At 45.3% G+C, this 19,007-nt stretch carries 12 protein-coding genes, 2 tRNA genes and 3 rRNA genes; 11 read left to right on the forward strand and 6 right to left on the reverse strand.

Going from position 1 to position 19,007, the window contains the following annotated elements:
* Positions 1-11: 11 nt before the first annotated feature.
* Positions 12-641 carry a thiamine phosphate synthase gene (gene thiE, locus ACMXYW_RS02045; protein ID WP_415883343.1) on the reverse strand — a complete coding sequence of 210 codons (630 nt, stop codon included), beginning with the start codon at positions 639-641 and terminating at the stop codon, positions 12-14.
* A gap of 3 nt (positions 642-644) precedes the next feature.
* The gene (locus ACMXYW_RS02050) at positions 645-2,369 is read right to left on the reverse strand and encodes a chloride channel protein (protein WP_415905033.1); all 1,725 of its coding nucleotides are present in this window, start codon (positions 2,367-2,369) and stop codon (positions 645-647) included.
* Between the two features lie 85 nt (positions 2,370-2,454).
* Here ACMXYW_RS02050 and argC point away from each other — a divergent pair, with 85 nt between their 5' ends.
* The 3 genes from argC (at position 2,455) to ACMXYW_RS02065 (ending at position 4,489) form a co-directional block, all read left to right on the forward strand.
* Complete coding sequence (argC, locus tag ACMXYW_RS02055) at positions 2,455-3,489, forward strand: N-acetyl-gamma-glutamyl-phosphate reductase (RefSeq protein ID WP_415905034.1); 1,035 nt, start codon at positions 2,455-2,457, stop codon at positions 3,487-3,489.
* Positions 3,490-3,551: 62 nt separating this feature from the next.
* The gene (gene erpA, locus ACMXYW_RS02060) at positions 3,552-3,908 is read left to right on the forward strand and encodes an iron-sulfur cluster insertion protein ErpA (RefSeq protein ID WP_415897441.1); all 357 of its coding nucleotides are present in this window, start codon (positions 3,552-3,554) and stop codon (positions 3,906-3,908) included.
* Positions 3,909-4,036: 128 nt separating this feature from the next.
* Positions 4,037-4,489 carry a hypothetical protein gene (locus tag ACMXYW_RS02065; protein ID WP_415905035.1) on the forward strand — a complete coding sequence of 151 codons (453 nt, stop codon included), beginning with the start codon at positions 4,037-4,039 and terminating at the stop codon, positions 4,487-4,489.
* Here ACMXYW_RS02065 and ACMXYW_RS02070 read toward each other — a convergent pair.
* Positions 4,486-5,595: an anhydro-N-acetylmuramic acid kinase gene (locus tag ACMXYW_RS02070; RefSeq protein WP_415905036.1), complete on the reverse strand. Its 1,110-nt coding sequence runs from the start codon at positions 5,593-5,595 to the stop codon at positions 4,486-4,488. The genes ACMXYW_RS02065 and ACMXYW_RS02070 overlap by 4 nt on opposite strands.
* Positions 5,596-5,597: 2 nt before the next feature.
* A complete protein-coding gene (locus tag ACMXYW_RS02075; RefSeq protein ID WP_415905037.1) occupies positions 5,598-6,971 on the reverse strand; it encodes an OapA family protein in 1,374 nt (457 codons plus the stop codon).
* Between the two features lie 214 nt (positions 6,972-7,185).
* Between ACMXYW_RS02075 and tyrS the strand changes: the two genes are divergently transcribed.
* From tyrS to ACMXYW_RS02115, 8 genes are all read left to right on the forward strand, one after another.
* A complete protein-coding gene (gene tyrS / locus ACMXYW_RS02080; RefSeq protein WP_415905038.1) occupies positions 7,186-8,481 on the forward strand; it encodes a tyrosine--tRNA ligase in 1,296 nt (431 codons plus the stop codon).
* Positions 8,482-9,089: 608 nt separating this feature from the next.
* Positions 9,090-10,629 (forward strand): 16S ribosomal RNA (locus tag ACMXYW_RS02085).
* Between the two features lie 68 nt (positions 10,630-10,697).
* Positions 10,698-10,774, forward strand: a tRNA-Ile gene (locus tag ACMXYW_RS02090).
* Positions 10,775-10,797: 23 nt separating this feature from the next.
* A tRNA-Ala gene (locus ACMXYW_RS02095) sits at positions 10,798-10,873 on the forward strand.
* 216 nt (positions 10,874-11,089) lie between these two features.
* Positions 11,090-13,974: ribosomal RNA gene (locus ACMXYW_RS02100) — 23S ribosomal RNA — on the forward strand.
* Between the two features lie 142 nt (positions 13,975-14,116).
* Positions 14,117-14,232: ribosomal RNA gene (gene rrf, locus ACMXYW_RS02105) — 5S ribosomal RNA — on the forward strand.
* Together the 16S, 23S and 5S rRNA genes with 2 tRNA genes alongside form the textbook arrangement of a ribosomal RNA operon.
* A 309-nt stretch (positions 14,233-14,541) precedes the next feature.
* Entirely contained in the window at positions 14,542-15,027 is a 486-nt protein-coding gene (locus ACMXYW_RS02110) for a DUF2489 domain-containing protein (RefSeq protein WP_415905039.1), read from the forward strand.
* A 57-nt stretch (positions 15,028-15,084) separates the two neighbouring features.
* A complete protein-coding gene (locus ACMXYW_RS02115) occupies positions 15,085-15,405 on the forward strand; it encodes a hypothetical protein (protein ID WP_415905040.1) in 321 nt (106 codons plus the stop codon).
* Here the strand turns inward: ACMXYW_RS02115 and ACMXYW_RS02120 are convergent.
* On the reverse strand, positions 15,391-18,042 hold the full coding sequence (locus ACMXYW_RS02120) for an ATP-binding protein (RefSeq protein ID WP_415905041.1): 2,652 nt from the start codon (positions 18,040-18,042) through the stop codon (positions 15,391-15,393). The genes ACMXYW_RS02115 and ACMXYW_RS02120 overlap by 15 nt on opposite strands.
* Positions 18,039-18,995, reverse strand: a complete 957-nt coding sequence (locus ACMXYW_RS02125; protein WP_415905042.1) for an ABC transporter substrate-binding protein — start codon at positions 18,993-18,995, stop codon at positions 18,039-18,041. The genes ACMXYW_RS02120 and ACMXYW_RS02125 overlap by 4 nt, the downstream gene beginning before the upstream one ends.
* Between the last annotated feature and the right edge of the window lie 12 nt (positions 18,996-19,007).

Here is a 19,007-nt window from a genome sequence, read left to right on the forward strand (position 1 = left end):
TCTCTCTGAAATCAATTAGTGAAGAGCTGGTGGAACTGTTTTGCTGCTGCAGTCACTTTTTTGTTCGCGTATAGCGCATGTATGACGGCAACCATATCGGCACCTGCTGTTACAATCTGGTCGGCATTATCCACGCTAATGCCTCCAATCGCCACTATTGGCAAGTTAACTTTGTCTTTTACATCTTTAACCAGGGAAAGAGGAGCGGGCTTGGCGTTAGGTTTAGTTTTCGATGGGAAGAATGCGCCGAATGCTAAATATGAAGCACCGGCTTGTTGGGCTTTTAAGGCTAGCTCCAACGAATCGTGGCAGGTCACGCCAATGATAGCGTCTTCCCCCAGCATTTCACGAGCTTCCTCTATTGCACCATCGCTTTGTCCCAAGTGTACGCCTGCGGCACCAATACCTGCAGCCAAGCCTGCATCATCATTGATGATGAGTGGGATTTTGTTCTTTTTGCAAATGAGGTTTAAAGCCGATGCTTGCTCAACGCGTTTTTTAAGGTCGGATGATTTATCTCGATACTGAATGATCTTCGCGCCGCCCTGTATGCTTTGTTCAACTTTGCGCAGCATGGTTTCAGTATCGGGCATTAGGTCGGAATCAGTAATGCCGTATAGGCCTTTTAAACTGTATGTCATAGATCAGTCTTTGCGGTAGAAATCTTCAATTTGGCTTCGGGTTAGTAGGCCCGTAATTTTTTTCTGATTATCTAGAACGTATAAAGCTTCGGTGCTTTTATTATTCATTCTATCCAGAGCTTCTTGTAGTGTTGCTTTGCTATCGATACTACTAGCATCGAGACGAAGTGCCGGTATTTCTAATAGATCAATATCCTTATGTGGTTCAAAGTTATTTCTAAGGTGAAGATGTAGATCTCCAGGGGAGAGGAAACTGAAGTCATTATCTTTTTCTACCAGAACCCAATCGGGGCTAGTCTCTAAGGCATGTTGAGCGCCTTTTTCGGAGACGATTGCAGTACTTTTTACAAAATTCGTTGTCATGATGCTTTGTACAGCTGAGCCATTAAGTATCTGGGCAATAGGTTTATATCGATAATCCAGCCCTTGTAACTGCATACTGATAACAAAGATCGACGGCATTTTGAAAACGTAGCGGGCGATCAAATTTGAAACCACAATGGAAATCATTGCGGGAAAAATAATATTCGGATTGGATGAAAGCTCCAATATCGCCACAAGTGCGGCCATAGGCGCGTTGGCAACAGCGCCCATCATACTGCCCATACCCAATAGGGCATAGAATCCAGAATTTGCTACATCTTGGTCAACGGCACTAGCACCAAAGATACCGAGAATTCCCCCCGCCATAGCGCCTATGAAAAAGGTAGGTCCGATAAGTCCTGCTGGAACACCAAGGCCAAGAACAATCGGTGTCAGAACGCACTTGGCGAGCACTATGCCTATTAGTAAACCAATTCCCACTTCGCCATGTAAAACAGAGGTCACTGTGTCGTAGCCCAATCCCATTATTTGTGGATAAAACAGAGCCATTGAGCCAGTGAGAATACCTGCCAACATCAACTTGGATCTATACGTGAAGACGGAATGATCGGACCACTTCATTGTTGCACGCATTAGCGCAATAAATAGAACTGCTAAAAGCCCAATAATAAGGCCTAAAAAGGCCACGTAAGGAATTTCATGCAGAGATTCTATATGTAGTTGAGGGACAGTAAGTACTAACTGATTTCCTAGCATTATCTGTACAACTAGCGTGCCTGTTGCTGCAGCAACCATGACTGGCATAAAACCAATGACGGTGTATTCCAGTAATATGACCTCCATGGCAAAGACGACGCCTGCTAATGGGGTGTTAAAAGTGGCGGCAATACCTGCGGCAGCGCCGCAGCCTGCCAGTATTCTTAACGTATTGTTGGGTAGTTTTAATCTTTGTCCAAGTTGGCTACCGCAAGCTGCACCTAAGTGAATTGCTGGGCCCTCTTTACCGACAGAGTGGCCGCATAGCAGAGCAATTGAAGCCGCGATAAGTTGAACGACGGCGTTCACCAAAGGCAGATTGCTTTGATGGTAAGCCATTCGTTCCAATAAGTGAGCAACACCTACTTTGCGATTGAGTGGGGTGACGCGTGATAAAACCGCTATCAGTAATAAACTACCGACAATAGGGAGGAAGAAATGATACCAAGAGGAAAGTTCTTCAAAGTTATCACTGTCACCTCCAGGTAAAAAGCTAGAAAGCGGGAGTTCAAGCAATAACCGAAAGCTGCCTAAAACAAGACCGCACAGCAATCCGCAGATTAACCCTAGGATAACCATTTGGGGCAATGCTTCACTGTGAGCAAGGCGATGGCGGAAATGGTCAAGAGAAAAAGTATTTCGCAGCATAAGCTAGATTATTTATTAATAGTCATAAGGGGCTTAGTTTCTGTATTATACGTTACCAGTTTTTCATCCCTTATGAGAGGTTCCTGTGATTAAGGTAGGTATTGTAGGTGGTACCGGTTATACCGGTGTAGAGTTACTTCGTTTGTTGGCAAATCATCCTCAGGCAAAAGTAGAGGTTATTACTTCTCGCTCAGAGGAAGGCGTCAGTGTGGCTGACATGTATCCCAACCTTCGAGGACACCACGATCTGCGCTTTACCGTACCGGACGTGGAAACTCTAAGTGGTTGTGATGTTGTTTTCTTTGCGACGCCTCACGGAGTTGCGATGAATATGGCAGCAGAGCTTGTTGGTAAGGGTGTTAAAGTCATTGATCTAGGTGCCGACTTCAGAATCAAGGATCTCGAGCTTTGGTCTAAGTGGTATGGCATGGAGCATACACAACCAGAGATGGCAGAGTTGGCTGTGTATGGTTTGCCAGAGGTTAATCGTGAACAGATCAAAGATGCGCAGTTGATTGCTTGCCCAGGTTGTTATCCAACGGCGACGCAGCTTGCTTATCTGCCTCTATTGGAAAACAAACTGATCGATCACCGTCGTCTAATTGCTGACTGTAAATCGGGTGTAAGTGGTGCTGGTCGTGGTGCGAAGGTTGGTATGTTGTTGTGCGAAGCGAGTGAAAGCATGATGGCTTACGGCGTGCCGGGTCATCGTCACCTGCCTGAGATTAAGCAAGGTCTTGCGTTAGCAGCAGAGCGTCCAGTGCATCTGACGTTTGTTCCGCACCTAACGCCGATGATTCGTGGCATTCATTCTACCTGCTACGGCGTGTTAAAAGATCCTGTTGATCATGATCTACAAGCGATCTTTGAAGAACGTTACGCAAATGAGCCATTTGTTGATGTTATGCCTGCAGGTAGTCATCCACAAACAAGAAGTGTTAAAGGTGCGAACTTTTGCCGTATCAGCGTTCATCGCCCTCAAGGTGAAGACACCGTGGTTGTATTATCTGTGATTGATAACCTTGTTAAAGGTGCTGCGGGTCAGGCGGTTCAAAATATGAACATTATGTTTGGTTTTGAAGAGACTGCCGGTCTGAATGTTGTTGGCTTGATGCCTTAATACTTGACTGAATTAGTCGGTTAAGGCGATAATTGTGCTCAGCTTAATTGAGTATGGTCGTTATGATAGAAACAGTTGATCCTATTGCAGAGCCGGAGATGGTATTTACTACTTCTGCCGCTGCTAAAGTAAAATCTCTTATGGAAGAGGAAGAGAATGATAGCCTGAAATTACGTGTATTTATTACAGGTGGCGGCTGTGCCGGTTTCTCTTACGGCTTCACTTTTGATGAAAATGCTGCAGATGATGACACTGTGATCGAACGTGATGGTGTGTTCATGGTGGTAGATCCGATGAGCTTCCAATATTTAGTTGGTTCTGAAGTGGACTTTAAAGAAGGTCTTCAAGGTTCTCAGTTTGTGATTAACAACCCGAATGCAACGACAACTTGTGGTTGTGGTTCATCCTTCTCTATCTAGCTGTTTCTGTTCAGCTTAGTCTAAGCTTACATATGATAGTAATAGGTTATCCCTTGTTATGAGGGGGCCTATTACTATATCTTCTACTCTGTCGTAGGTTATTAATTTAAGTCCTCTAGGGGAATAATATGCGTCAGTTGGTTTTTTCTGTTTTCTGTATGTTTTTTTCTGGCTTGCTGATGGCTCAGCCACTGCAGTCGCCTATATCTCCAGATGTCGCTAATGATCGTTATCTTGCGTTGATTAAGAAACACACGCCTAGTGAAGTTGAAATGCTTTTTCAACGAGCGAGTATGCTCGTTGATGAGGTGGAGAATCTTTCATCCTACGAACCGATCGTGTTTGTTTTACATGGTGATGAAGCGCATGCCTTCCGGCATCAGAATATGAACCAGTACAAAAGCTTGTTGGAGCTTGCTGAGCGATTGGACTCGAATAATGTGATTGATATCCGTGTGTGCGAAACATGGATGCGAGCGAATGGTGTCGAGCGCTCAGAACTGCCTGCGTTTATCGATACGATTCCACTAGGTCCTGCAGAACAGGTTAGGCTTCGCCAACAAGGCTATCTATACTTTTAGGCTTGATAGATAGCGCCTAGAATTCGATCCCCTTGCGCGCCGGTAACATTTGGATTGTTGCCGGCTTTTCCATCTAAGCAGCGCATAGCTAGCCAAGCAAAGGCCGCTGCTTCCATCCAATCTGCATCAATACCGATATTGCCACTGTTGCTGACGTTAATATTGGGTAATAAATCCGATATGCGTTGCGTAAGTGCTTGGTTGAAACTGCCGCCGCCACAGATATATAGCTCAAATGCCTGGCTAGGAATGTGTGCTTTTATAGCATCGGTTATGCTGGTGGCAGTCAATTCAAGCAGAGTGCGTTGTACGTCTTCCGCTTTAATCACTGGGAGCGTGGCTAGTGTTTGTTTTAGCCAAGCTAAATTAAACTGTTCCCTGCCAGTGCTTTTAGGTGGAGGTTCTGAAAAATATTCAATAGAGCTTAATTGCTCTAAAAGGTCTTCATTAATGGAGCCAGTTAGTGCCCATTCGCCATTTTGATCGAAGGGGAGGTCTCGACAGTGCTTGATCCACGCATCTAATAAAACGTTACCCGGACCTGTATCAAAGCCAAGGATGCTTTGCTCTTCGGATTTTGGAAGGAAAGTAAGGTTAGCCATCCCACCGATATTCAGCAGAATACGATTGCAGTCATGTGAATGCAGCATTGCATGATGAAACGCTGGAACCAAAGGTGCGCCTTGACCATCAGCGGCCATGTCACGACGTCGAAAATCTGCCACGGTGGTGATGCCGGTTAGTTCAGCAATTTGGTTTGCGTCACCTATTTGCAAAGTGAAACCAAATTCTGGACGGTGACGGATGGTTTGGCCGTGGCTGCCGATTGCTGAAACTTGCTCGGCAGATAAGCCGTTTTTGCTTAAAAGATCATTTACGGTTTTGGCGAAGAGCTTACCTAAAGATCTATCTACCTTGCCCATTAAGTCAATTTCATGATCGCCGGGCTGGGTCAGTGTCAAAATATCGTTCTTTAACGTTGCTGGAATCTCTTCAGCGTGTGTAGCTACCATTTCAAAATTTGGTGTAAATCTAACGGCAACTGCGTCGATGCCATCCAGACTGGTACCTGACATTAACCCAATAAATAGATCCTTCTGACTCATACTTAACGATTGCTCTGTGCAAGTGTAGTGGCTTGGTGAGTTTCAAGCTGAGCTAATAAGCTGCTCGTGGTTTCCGTGAAGTTACTTCGCTCAGCTTTGGCGATAGGAGACGCTTGTGGCAATTTAACCGTCAGAGGATTCTTGTGAACGCCATTTACACGAAACTCGTAATGAAGGTGAGGGCCGCTTGCAAGGCCTGTTTGACCAACAAAGCCAATCACTTGGCCTTGCTTAACGCGAGTGCCGACACGTTGTCCACGTTTAAAATTGCTCATATGGGCATAAAGGGTGGTGATATTGCTACCGTGTTGGACGATTACAACATTGCCAAATCCGCCTTTTCTACCTCGGAATGTGATTTTGCCTTCACCAGCGGCTTTAATTGGTGTGCCTGTTCGGGCTGCATAATCCACGCCCTTGTGAGCGCGAATGCGATTGAGTACCGGGTGCTTACGGCTGAGGCTGAAGCGAGAACTGATGCGGGCGAAATCTACCGGCGAGCGAAGGAAGGCTTTACGCATACTATAACCTTCAGGCGTGTAGTAGCTGCTATCGCCTTCGGTATTTGTATAACGAAGAGCGGTGAATTTATTGCCTCTGTTGGTAAATTGAGCGGCAATAATAGGGCCTTCGCCAATTTTTTCGCCATCTAGATAGTGTTCTTCATAAATAAGACTGAAATCGTCGTTTTTACGGATATCAAGCACGAAGTCTACGTCCCAGCCAAAGATACTCGCGAGTTCCATAATTTTCTTGCTGGAAAGCCCTGCTTCTTCACCAGCTAAAAAAAACGAGTCTTTGATTGTACCGGCTGTGAATTGCTGTCTGACTTCGGGCGTTCTGATAACAGAATTAATCTGGAAGGCGCCGTTTGCATCGGTATCTAGCACGGTGTATTTAAGTTTGGATTCGATATGTTTGAGCTTGCTTAACTTACCATTCTCAATGACGAAGCTTAATGTTTGACCAGGGAATAGACGGGTGAATGCTTTGGTTTCTTTACCTGCAGCAGCTACATGGTAAACATCACGTGGTGTTAGTCCTGCCTTTTTAAACATGGACGTTAAATTGTCACCATTGCCAACAGTGTATTCGACCCAGTTATCTTCGGGTATGGAAGGGGTTAAAGCAGCTGCTTGGGCTGGATTAGTGTCGATAACTGCTTCGACTGATGTTGTTTCTGCGTTAGAAGTGTTTGATTCAGTAGATATAAGCGGCGCAGTAAGTGGAGCGGTTGGTAGATCACCGCGAGTTGCTTCGACTTCTTGTGATGGAAGCAGTAAAAGAGTCAGGCCTAAAATAAGTACACAGGCACTGACAGCCACTAAGTGAACCGTGGGAAAGTTTCCACGGAACTGTTTAACGCGATTTAGCACCCTATACCCCTTCATTATTATATTGGGTTGCTGAAAATTGAGCGTGGCATTATGCCACTGTCATTAAAGAAAGTCGGCTTAGTTGAATAAAACTTAAGGATTGCTTAACGATAACTCATAAAAATTGCTGAGAACTTATTTGTTTGCAGGCTTAGCAAGGGCTAAAATAGCCGCTTCGAATTTTTAGCCGTAATTTAAAGGGCAAGCAAAAGCAATGAGTGAAGCACTATTAAACGACCTACAAGCGCGCGGGCTAGTTGCGCAGATGACAAGCGAAGAAGATTTGGCAAAGCATCTTGCTGAAGGCAGTGTGACTCTTTATTGCGGCTTCGACCCTACAGCAGATAGTTTGCATATTGGTAGTCTAGTACCACTACTAACACTAAAGCGTTTCCAAGAGTTTGGTCACAAACCGCTTGCACTTGTGGGCGGGGCGACTGGTCTAATCGGTGATCCAAGCTTTAAAGCGCAAGAGCGTAAGCTAAATGATGATTCAACGGTAGCAGGTTGGGTTGAGAAGCTTAAAGCTCAGGTTAGTGCGTTTGTAGATTTCGACTGTGGTGCTAATAGTGCTGAAGTTGTGAATAACCTAGATTGGACACAAAACGTAAATGTTCTAACTTTCTTGCGTGATATTGGTAAACACTTTTCTGTTAACCAGATGATAGCTAAAGAGTCAGTGAAGCAGCGTATTGATCGTGAAGGTGAAGGTATCTCTTTCACTGAATTTACTTACATGATTTTGCAATCGTATGACTTCCAGCAGTTAAATGCTTCTCATGGTTGTACTTTACAGATCGGTGGTTCTGATCAGTGGGGCAACATTACCGGTGGTACTGAACTAACTCGTCGTATGAATGGCAATCAAGCATTTGGTTTGACGTTACCGCTTATTACTAAGTCAGACGGTACGAAATTTGGTAAAACTGAGTCGGGCACTATCTGGCTAGATGCAAACAAAACATCTCCATATGCTTTCTATCAGTTCTGGCTACAAACAGCAGATGCGGATGTTTATCGTTTCCTTAAGTACTTCACGTTCTTGCCAGTAACAGATATCGAAGCGCTAGAGAAAGAAGATGCTGAGCGCCAAGGTCGTCCAGAAGGTCAGCGCGTTCTTGCTGAAGAAGTAACGCGTCTTGTTCATGGAGAAGAAGGTTTGGCTGCGGCTAAGCGTATTACAGAAGCGTTGTTCTCGGGTGAGACATCTGAACTAAGCGAACAGGATTATGCGCAGCTAGCTCAAGACGGTTTGCCATCATCTGTAATTAACCCAGAAGAAGTGGCTGAAACACCTTTAACGACTATCTTGTCAGAAGCGGGTATGGCACCAGGCGGCAAGCAAGTTAAAGATGCGCTACAGCGAAATGCGGTTATTGTTAACGGAAACGCACATGGCTTTGAAGATAATATGAAAGCGACAGAAGTGTTTGCAGAATCAAATGCGCGCTTTGGTAAGTACTTCTTAGTTAAGCTGGGTAAAAAGAAACACCATCTTTTCTCTCTTTGAGTCATAAGAGAGAAAATAGAGAAGGCGTTGAGGTAAAACTCAGCGCCTTTTTTGTGTCTGTTGACTAGTATTTATACGCTGTTGATTAACTCTTGATCGATTTGCGGTGTTTTGTAAGTTTTTTACAACTTTTTTCAGTTTTTTGTAGATTGGGTGTTGACCCTTTTTCAGATGTCTGTAGAATTCGCCGTCCTTGCTTAGGGAGGCCGCCAAAACGGGGCTTATTGAGCTAAGTGAGGTGCTTAGTAAGTGATTGAAAACATTGGTTTTTTAGATTGCTTACGGGGCAGGATTCAAAGTCCGGTTGCTGAGTAAAAAATTTTACAAAATTGCAAAATAAACGGTTGACTTTGAATGAGCGCACAGTAGAATATGCGCCTCGCTTGAGACGAAACGCTGAGTCAGCGGAGAGTCAAAAAGCAACGCTCTTTAACAATTTGATCAGATAATTCGTGTGGGCGCTTGTTGAGAAGAAGCAAACTTTTTCTAGACAAGCAACCAAGTGAATTCATTTAAAGCGATTTACAAAGGTTTAACGTTCTTAAGAATGTTATCCGGTTGTTTAGTACTAGAGTCCGTTACCACATTCCTGGTAACACAAATGATTTAAACTGAAGAGTTTGATCATGGCTCAGATTGAACGCTGGCGGCAGGCCTAACACATGCAAGTCGAACGGTAACATGACTAGCTTGCTAGTTGATGACGAGTGGCGGACGGGTGAGTAACGCGTAGGAATCTACCCAGTAGCGGGGGATAAGCCAGAGAAATTTGGTCTAATACCGCATACGCCCTACGGGGGAAAGCAGGGGATCTTCGGACCTTGCACTATTGGATGAGCCTGCGTGAGATTAGCTAGTTGGTGAGGTAATGGCTCACCAAGGCGACGATCTCTAGCTGGTCTGAGAGGATGATCAGCCACACTGGAACTGAGACACGGTCCAGACTCCTACGGGAGGCAGCAGTGGGGAATATTGCACAATGGGCGCAAGCCTGATGCAGCCATGCCGCGTGTGTGAAGAAGGCCCTAGGGTTGTAAAGCACTTTCAGCAGTGAGGAAAGGTTAGTAGTTAATACCTGCTAGCTGTGACGTTAACTGCAGAAGAAGCACCGGCTAACTCCGTGCCAGCAGCCGCGGTAATACGGAGGGTGCGAGCGTTAATCGGAATTACTGGGCGTAAAGCGCGCGTAGGTGGATTGGTCAGTCAGATGTGAAAGCCCAGGGCTCAACCTTGGAACTGCACCTGATACTGCCAATCTAGAGTACGGTAGAGGGTAGTGGAATTTCCTGTGTAGCGGTGAAATGCGTAGATATAGGAAGGAACACCAGTGGCGAAGGCGACTACCTGGACCGATACTGACACTGAGGTGCGAAAGCGTGGGGAGCAAACAGGATTAGATACCCTGGTAGTCCACGCCGTAAACGATGTCTACTAGCCGTTGGGAGACTTGATCTTTTAGTGGCGCAGCTAACGCGATAAGTAGACCGCCTGGGGAGTACGGCCGCAAGGTTAAAACTCAAATGAATTGACGGGGGCCCGCACAAGCGGTGGAGCATGTGGTTTAATTCGACGCAACGCGAAGAACCTTACCAACTCTTGACATCCAGAGAAGTTACTAGAGATAGTTTCGTGCCTTCGGGAACTCTGAGACAGGTGCTGCATGGCTGTCGTCAGCTCGTGTTGTGAAATGTTGGGTTAAGTCCCGTAACGAGCGCAACCCTTGTCCTTATTTGCCAGCACTTCGGGTGGGAACTCTAAGGAGACTGCCGGTGACAAACCGGAGGAAGGTGGGGACGACGTCAAGTCATCATGGCCCTTACGAGTTGGGCTACACACGTGCTACAATGGCCGGTACAGAGGGCCGCGAACCTGCGAGGGTAAGCTAATCTCAGAAAACCGGTCGTAGTCCGGATTGGAGTCTGCAACTCGACTCCATGAAGTCGGAATCGCTAGTAATCGCGAATCAGAATGTCGCGGTGAATACGTTCCCGGGCCTTGTACACACCGCCCGTCACACCATGGGAGTGGATTGCACCAGAAGTAGCTAGCTTAACCTTCGGGAGGGCGGTTACCACGGTGTGGTTCATGACTGGGGTGAAGTCGTAACAAGGTAGCCCTAGGGGAACCTGGGGCTGGATCACCTCCTTAAACGAAAGCCGATTCTCGGCAAGCGTTCACACGAATTATCTGATCAGAGAAGTTAAGAGCAACGGTGTAGGCTTGTAGCTCAGCTGGTTAGAGCGCACCCCTGATAAGGGTGAGGTCGGTGGTTCAAGTCCACTCAGGCCTACCAATAATAGCCTTACTGTTTTCTTTGGGGCTATAGCTCAGCTGGGAGAGCGCCTGCTTTGCACGCAGGAGGTCTGCGGTTCGATCCCGCATAGCTCCACCATCATCCTTTGGATGAGAAGGAAGAGTTTTAAAACATATTGTCGTTTAAGACATTATCTTTTAAAGCTTTTTTGCTTTAAACGCTCTTTAACAATTTGGATTTGATTCATTTGATTTAGATTTAAGACATGTAGTTTTACTGCATGCGCCAATTCGGCGAAATCTATCGTTACTAGCAATACAAGTTACTGTGATTCCAGACGCCTTCGGGTTATATGGTCAAGTGACTAAGCGTGCACGGTGGATGCCTTGGCAGTCAGAGGCGATGAAGGACGTTGTAACCTGCGATAAGGTTCGGGGAGGTGGTAAACAACCTTTGATCCGGACATTTCCGAATGGGGAAACCCACCTATTTATAGGTATCTTTTAACTGAATACATAGGTTATTAGAGGCGAACCTGGGGAACTGAAACATCTAAGTACCCAGAGGAAAAGAAATCAACCGAGATTCCCTAAGTAGCGGCGAGCGAACGGGGACCAGCCCTTAAGCTTTATTAGATTTAACAGAACACTCTGGAAAGTGTGGCCATAGTGGGTGATAGCCCCGTATGTGAAAGGTCTTTTAAAGTGAAATCGAGTAGGACGGCACACGTGAAACGCTGTCTGAATATGGGGGGACCATCCTCCAAGGCTAAATACTCCTGACTGACCGATAGTGAACCAGTACCGTGAGGGAAAGGCGAAAAGAACCCCTGTGAGGGGAGTGAAATAGACCCTGAAACCGTGTACGTACAAGCAGTGGGAGCCGTTTTCGGACGGTGACTGCGTACCTTTTGTATAATGGGTCAGCGACTTACTTTTAGTGGCAAGGTTAAGCATTTGCGGAGCCGTAGGGAAACCGAGTCTTAATAGGGCGTCCAGTCGCTAGGAGTAGACCCGAAACCGAGTGATCTATCCATGGGCAGGTTGAAGATGCGGTAACACGCATTGGAGGACCGAACCGACTGTCGTTGAAAAGCCAGCGGATGACTTGTGGATAGGAGTGAAAGGCTAATCAAACTCGGAGATAGCTGGTTCTCCTCGAAAACTATTTAGGTAGTGCCTCGTGTCTAACCATGGGGGTAGAGCACTGTTTCGGCTAGGGGGTCATCCCGACTTACCAACCCGATGCAAACTCCGAATACCCATGAGTTCAATCACGGGAGACACACGGCGGGTGCTAACGTCCGTCGTGGAAAGGGAAACAACCCAGACCGTCAGCTAAGGTCCCAAAGTTTATGCTAAGTGGGAAACGATGTGGGAAGGCTTAGACAGCTAGGAGGTTGGCTTAGAAGCAGCCACCCTTTAAAGAAAGCGTAATAGCTCACTAGTCGAGTCGGCCCGCGCGGAAGATATAACGGGGCTAAGCATAACACCGAAGCTACGGATGCACTTTGTGCATGGTAGAGGAGCGTTCTGTAAGCTGTTGAAGCGGAAGCTGTAAGGCACCGTGGAGGTATCAGAAGTGCGAATGCTGACATGAGTAACGATAAGGGAGGTGAAAACCCTCCCCGCCGGAAGACCAAGGGTTCCTATCCAACGCTATTCGAGGTAGGGTGAGTCGGCCCCTAAGGAGAGGCTGAAGAGCGTATCCGATGGGAAACAGGTTAATATTCCTGTACTGCTCATAACTGCGATGGGGGGACGGAGAAGGCTAGGCTAGCGCGGCGTTGGTTGTCCGCGTTTAAGGTAGTAGGTTGAGGACTTAGGCAAATCCGGGTCCTTAAGACCGAGAACCGATGACGAGGTCCTTTATGGACTGAAGTAGTTGATGCCATGCTTCCAGGAAAATCCTCTAAGCTTCAGGTTATGACTAACCGTACCCTAAACCGACACAGGTGGTCAGGTAGAGAATACTAAGGCGTATGAGAAAACTCGGGTGAAGGAACTAGGCAAAATGGCACCGTAACTTCGGGAGAAGGTGCGCCGGTTTTGGTGATGGGACTTGCTCCCTAAGCTGAGGCCGGTCGAAGATACCAGGTGGCTGCGACTGTTTATTAAAAACATAGCACTCTGCAAACTCGAAAGAGGACGTATAGGGTGTGACGCCTGCCCGGTGCCGGAAGGTTAATTGATGGGGTTAGCACTTGTGCGAAGCTCTTGATCGAAGCCCCGGTAAACGGCGGCCGTAACTATAACGGTCCTAAGGTAGCGAAATTCCTTGTCGGGTAAGTTCCGACCTGCACGAATGGCGTAACGATGGCCACACTGTCTCCACCCGAGACTCAGTGAAATTGAAATAGCTGTTAAGATGCAGTTTACCCGCGGCTAGACGGAAAGACCCCGTGAACCTTTACTACAGCTTCACAGTGGACTTTGACATTACTTGTGTAGAATAGCTGGGAGGCTTTGAAACCCTGTCGCCAGATAGGGTGGAGCCACCTTTGAAATACCAGCCTGGTAATGTTGAGGTTCTAACCCAGTTCCCTAAGCGGGATCGGGGACATTGTGTGGTGGGTAGTTTGACTGGGGCGGTCTCCTCCCAAAGAGTAACGGAGGAGCACGAAGGTACCCTCAGCATGGTCGGAAATCATGCAATGAGCGCAAGAGTAGAAGGGTGCTTGACTGCGAGACAGACACGTCGAGCAGGTACGAAAGTAGGTTCTAGTGATCCGGTGGTTCTGTATGGAAGGGCCATCGCTCAACGGATAAAAGGTACTCCGGGGATAACAGGCTGATACCGCCCAAGAGTTCACATCGACGGCGGTGTTTGGCACCTCGATGTCGGCTCATCACATCCTGGGGCTGAAGCCGGTCCCAAGGGTATGGCTGTTCGCCATTTAAAGTGGTACGCGAGCTGGGTTTAGAACGTCGTGAGACAGTTCGGTCCCTATCTGCCGTGGGCGTTTGAGATTTGAGAAGAGTTGCTCCTAGTACGAGAGGACCGGAGTGAACGAACCTCTGGTGTACCGGTTGTGATGCCAATTGCATTGCCGGGTAGCTACGTTCGGACGGGATAACCGCTGAAAGCATCTAAGCGGGAAGCCTCCTTCAAGATGAGATCTCACTGGGAACTTGATTCCCCTAAAGGGCCGTTGAAGACTACGACGTTGATAGGTTGGGTGTGGAAGCGCTGTGAGGCGTTGAGCTAACCAATACTAATTGCCCGTGAGGCTTGACCATATAACGCCCAAGGCGTTTGGCAAGTGACTTGTAAGATACGTAAGACGATAGAGAGTAACGAATTAGCGCGTAGTTAAACTACAGTCGATAAACTATCTAGATCAAATAAAAGAAGAATCAGATCTAAGTTGTAACAGTTTTGCTTGGCGACCATAGAGTTGTGGAACCACCTGAATCCATCCCGAACTCAGACGTGAAACGCAACATCGCCGATGGTAGTGTGGGGCTTCCCCATGTGAGAGTAGGTCATCGCCAAGCATTTAATTAAGAGAAAACCCCGGTCACGCTGTGATCGGGGTTTTTTCGTTGTGGGCTATAAAAAACGGTTAAGGGCAGATAGGCGCTGCTTGGAGCGGATAAAACGGATAAAAACAGATAAACAAGTTAGTATGAGTTGTCTTAATTAAACCTAATACTAAACCGAACGCTGTCCTTCGCTGTCCTTCGCTGTCCTTTTTTAAGTTATTAATCCTTTTAATGGGATTTTGCGTATATTTCCCCTAAACTTCGCATTCGTGTTTTTTGGTTTAATAGCGTCCAATATTTATTAGTTCTAAGGTTGTTTGTATGTCTGGCTCTCTAATTTATACATTAATTGCTATCTGCTTAGTTGTCTGTGCTGTAGCCATTTACTTCATTAAGCGTCATTACACACAGATTAAACAAGTTAAGGCTGAGCAAGCATTGCAGGCTGAAAAAATAAGTAAACGCTATAATGAACGCAGGGCTTATTTGATTGAGAGTGTACAGGTTATCTCTAGAGCGGTAGGTAATGATGAAAAATTAACTACGACAGAGGCATGTATTCGCTTGTCTACACTGCTTGAATCTCTAGCACCTCAGTTACTGCAGCATGCGGATTACTCTGTAATCTATGAGGTATTTAAACGCACGGAACATATTCCAATTAAGGAGCAGTGGAAAGCGTTATCTAAGCAAGCGAAGTGGTCTTTTCAGAAGGAAATGTCGCAGATCGATTCTGAACTTGGTGAGAAAGTAAAGCAAGCTGCTGCTAAATTGGCTAATTATGATTTTGATGAGAGTCTCCATTAATGTATGGAATTTTTACTCGTATTTGTAATTAGTTTCATAGTTCTAGTAGGTGTTGCCTTGGCATTTGCTTTAGGCAAACCACCTACTTACCGCCCTTCAAGAACTGAGGTAATGGCTCTACTCGTTGACCTGATGGAAAAGCGTTTAGAGGTTGCGCGTTGGGAAATGTTTTTATCTCTCCCCATACTGCACGACCCTGAATTGGAAAATATTAGAAAGGGGTGTCTGGTAGTTGCTTTCGGTGATAATGAGCATCCTCCTGCAGGGGAAGGGTTAAGCGGAGCCATTTATGACCGTGACGGGATTCAGCGTATCAGAGTGTTAGCGGTTAAATTAGATCATTTGATTAAATCTGAGCCTAGTTCAAAGCTCTTCTGACAGATCGTACTGTTCGTTTTCAATTATTCTCTTGAGCTGCCAAAGCTCCTTCCAGATGGCTTTGTACTCTTGCTCTATCAGAGCGTCATGTAATTTGTTGCCACTTACTTCTAATTCAGGAATCTGGAACAAACCCGCTAAACCTAACAGCTGATGGCTATGATTTCTCATCATCGAAATATCTTTGCTTTCGAAGCCGTTCATCATTCCTTGTAGTTGTTTTTTAACTTCCGCGGATAGCTCTTGTTTACCTAAGTCATATTTCTCTAAATCGGTAACTTCTTTTTGTTGAGCAGGTAATTGTGGTTCATCATTTTTTGCGAACGAAAGAAATTGGTTTATAGAATGGCAAAGGTCGCCATCATTGATAGGTTTCAATAAAACATGGCTGATGCCAGATTCAATCAACTTTTGGTGTTCGCTGGCGATGACGTTTGCGGTCAAAGCGAGGATTGGCAAGGTAGGTTGTGTAAGTCGGATCTGTTTGGTTGCTTCTATACCATCCATTTCTGGCATGTGTACATCCATCAATACCAAATCTGGCTGATGTTTAAGTGTTTGTTGCAGTGCTTCACTACCAGTTCTTGCCTCTAGTACTTTAGCGCCTGCTTGGACAAGAATCTTTCTAACTAACAAACGGTTAAAGTCATTGTCTTCTGCAATCAATATGGTTGGTGTGTTAAGGATTTGTAATGCGTTCGCTGTCTCATATTGAGGCAGTTTGTAAGAATCAGGGGATAATGCGTTTAGCAGTAATTGTGTCCGTGCAGGTTTACGTAGCTGGACAACTCGATAGTTATTGATAATAGATACAGGTGTACTACTTAATATAATCAACCTGCCGCTTGAGTTTTCTAAGATTTGGTTAATTTGATCTATGGTGTTTTTCTGTGTGTATTTAGGGGGTAGGCCCCAGACGATAGTACTTTCTGGTAATTCAGCACTTAACGACAACAGTTCTGCATACGAAGAAGCCTCAATGATTTTGGTCTGCATGTTGCCTAGTTGATGTTTTAAGCCTTGGCTACATAGTGGATTAGCGTCAAATAAAAGAATATTTTTACTCTTATAAGTGTGCTGAGCTCTTTGGCTCTGTCGTGCAGCAAATGGAATTTTAAGTGTTACTTCAGTACCTTGGTTTTCTCTACTTGCTAAAGATATAGAGCCGCCCATAAGTTCTGTTAGACGTTTGGCAATAACGAGCCCTAAGCCGGATCCTCCGAACTTTCTTGTGATAGATGTATCTGCTTGGCTGAATGCCTGGAACAGATTAGTGATTCTATCTTCTGGTATACCAATGCCGGTGTCCTTGATAATGATTTCAAGTTCGGTCTGTACAGGATCACTCTTGTGGGTTGCAACATGCAAACAGACATAACCAGCTGATGTGAACTTTACGGCATTACTAATAAGGTTTGATAGGATCTGTCGTAACCTGATAGGGTCTCCAATGATGAATTTCGGCGTATCAGATTCGATTATTGGAATTAGTTCTATCCCTTTCTCATTGGCAGAAGCTGCTTGCATCTCCATTACATCTATTACACAGCTTTCAAATTCAAAAGAGATCTCTTCTAACTCAATGGCGTTTGATTCGAGTTTCGAATAATCCAAAATATCGTCAATGATGGAGAGCAGCAGGTCAGAGGTCAGATTAATAATCCTCGTGTATTCTTGCTGTTCCATTTGCAGTTCGGTTTGATCTAAGAGGCGGGCAAAACCTGAAACTGATGTTAAAGGCGTACGAAGCTCATGACTCATACGCGCAAGAAATTCATCTTTTGCTACGTTAGCTTTGTCTGCTCTTTTACGCGATTTATCGAGTGCTTGGTTCTGTTTCTCTAGATGTACTAGCGTTGACCTTAAACGTTTAGTTGCTTTGTCCACACGGCTTTCAAGCGTCTGGTTTGATTCTTGTACCCGTTGAGCTAGACGGTTAATCCCTTGTGCCAGAGATCGGAGTTCACCTGTACTAGAAAGGCTAGCTCGAGTTTCAAGATGGCCATGTTGAAGCATCTCAATCACATGAGTAAGGCCTAGAATTGGGTTGGTAATTCTTTGTCCAAAGCGTGATGCGATTAGTAAGGTGGTCAATAAACCTATGATCGCAAGAATGACCCCTTTCGTTAAAATTTCAAATTGCCGAAGCTGAGTTGGTTTTTCGGATAGAGCGATTACTACCCAGCCAATAAACTCTGGTTCTGTTTCCTTGCTTGCAGTTTCATCAGTATCTAAGAAATCTACACCCGTCGCTACGACAGGATGTAGGAAGTAAACCTGATCGTTTTTGTATAGAGGGTAACCCGCATCTTTATCTAGTGGAGGTGCGTTAGGATTACCTTGGACAATTACATCAAATGAAGGTGATAAGAAGATTACGTCGTCTACTTCCTCTGTCTTTGTCGCAGATCTAATGAGACCCTGAAGAATCTCTTTATTTCCAATCAATAGACCGAATTCGGCTGAGGTCGACATCATACGTGTCATTGTCTGGCCTTTTTCGATCAGTGCGTCTCGAGCATCATCCAATCGGGTATTAATAAAATAGCCGCCTAAGAGCAAAGTAATCATGCACAGTGGAAGCAAAGTGATGATTAAAACTCGTTGTCGAATACCTAATGTGAATTGACGCTTCATCGCTCTAACTCCATCAATTGCTGGGTAAGAGCTTCATCTGAAGGTATTTTAATATTCAGGGAGTTAGCTGCTTTTTTATTAGTAACTACAGAAAAGTACTTAGGGTACTGAGCATTTGGTAATCGACTACTAGAAATCGCATTTTGGATAATTTCCGCTGTGTGTTTACCTATTTGCTCTGGTGTTGAATAAACTGCGGTTAATGCACCTGCTTCTACATACTTTTGTGAAAAACCTATTAAAGGGATCCGTTGGCGAAAGGAAATATATAAAATCCATTTGGCGGTTGTACGGTTGAAAACTGATTTATCTGGAAGAGATAAAAAAAGATCAGCATTTCGAATAAGTGGCTGTAGTTTATGGATTGGGTTATCGCTCTCCTGTAAAACGGTTGAGCTAAGCTTAAGCTGTTGCTTTTGTGCCGCAGCCTCTAACAACGGTAGATCATTCTTTGAATTTGGACCAAGTGCTGTTGCTACAGTCTTTGCATCCGGAGCGATTAGTCTTGCCAATCGAAGTTGCCGTGCATAGGGTTGATCTAGATAGATCGCAGTTATAGTCCCATTCTCAATCCGAGTTTGGTCTTTCTTTCTTGCCAATAAAGCTTGATAAGTTAGGCGAGGCAGGAAGCTTGCGTAAAGCTTTTGTGATGGGGTTATCCGATTATAAAGTCGATCAGCTGCTCGTGAACCTACAGCAACAATATGTTCAAAACCATCGGTATTAAAGTTGTTATCTTGCAAATCTTGTAAGGTAACCACTTTGGTAAGTGAAGAGATATTGGCTTGAATGCTATCCGCAACTTTTTGATATGAGTCTGATTGTCGGCTCAAAACAACCAGATTATCTGCGAAAACTGTGGATGTAGGTAAGATTAGAGCAAACAAAGCACTTAGCAGCGGAATAATCCGCCACTTTGTTTTGTGCAGTGTGGTCGAGCTCTTAATCAACACATCTACAATCCA

This window comes from Neptuniibacter sp. QD48_55 (assembly GCF_047778115.1).
In the GTDB taxonomy this organism is placed as follows: Bacteria; Pseudomonadota; Gammaproteobacteria; order Pseudomonadales; family Balneatricaceae; genus Neptuniibacter.

Excerpts from the sequence above, each read along its gene's own strand:
- thiE (WP_415883343.1), bottom strand. The coding sequence starts at position 641 with ATGACATACAGTTTAAAAGGCCTATACGGCATTACTGATTCCGACCTA.
- tyrS (WP_415905038.1), top strand. The coding sequence starts at position 7,186 with ATGAGTGAAGCACTATTAAACGACCTACAAGCGCGCGGGCTAGTTGCG.
- ACMXYW_RS02050 (WP_415905033.1), bottom strand. The coding sequence starts at position 2,369 with ATGCTGCGAAATACTTTTTCTCTTGACCATTTCCGCCATCGCCTTGCT.
- ACMXYW_RS02070 (WP_415905036.1), bottom strand. The coding sequence starts at position 5,595 with ATGAGTCAGAAGGATCTATTTATTGGGTTAATGTCAGGTACCAGTCTG.
- erpA (WP_415897441.1), top strand. The coding sequence starts at position 3,552 with ATGATAGAAACAGTTGATCCTATTGCAGAGCCGGAGATGGTATTTACT.
- ACMXYW_RS02065 (WP_415905035.1), top strand. The coding sequence starts at position 4,037 with ATGCGTCAGTTGGTTTTTTCTGTTTTCTGTATGTTTTTTTCTGGCTTG.
- ACMXYW_RS02120 (WP_415905041.1), bottom strand. The coding sequence starts at position 18,042 with ATGAAGCGTCAATTCACATTAGGTATTCGACAACGAGTTTTAATCATC.
- ACMXYW_RS02110 (WP_415905039.1), top strand. The coding sequence starts at position 14,542 with ATGTCTGGCTCTCTAATTTATACATTAATTGCTATCTGCTTAGTTGTC.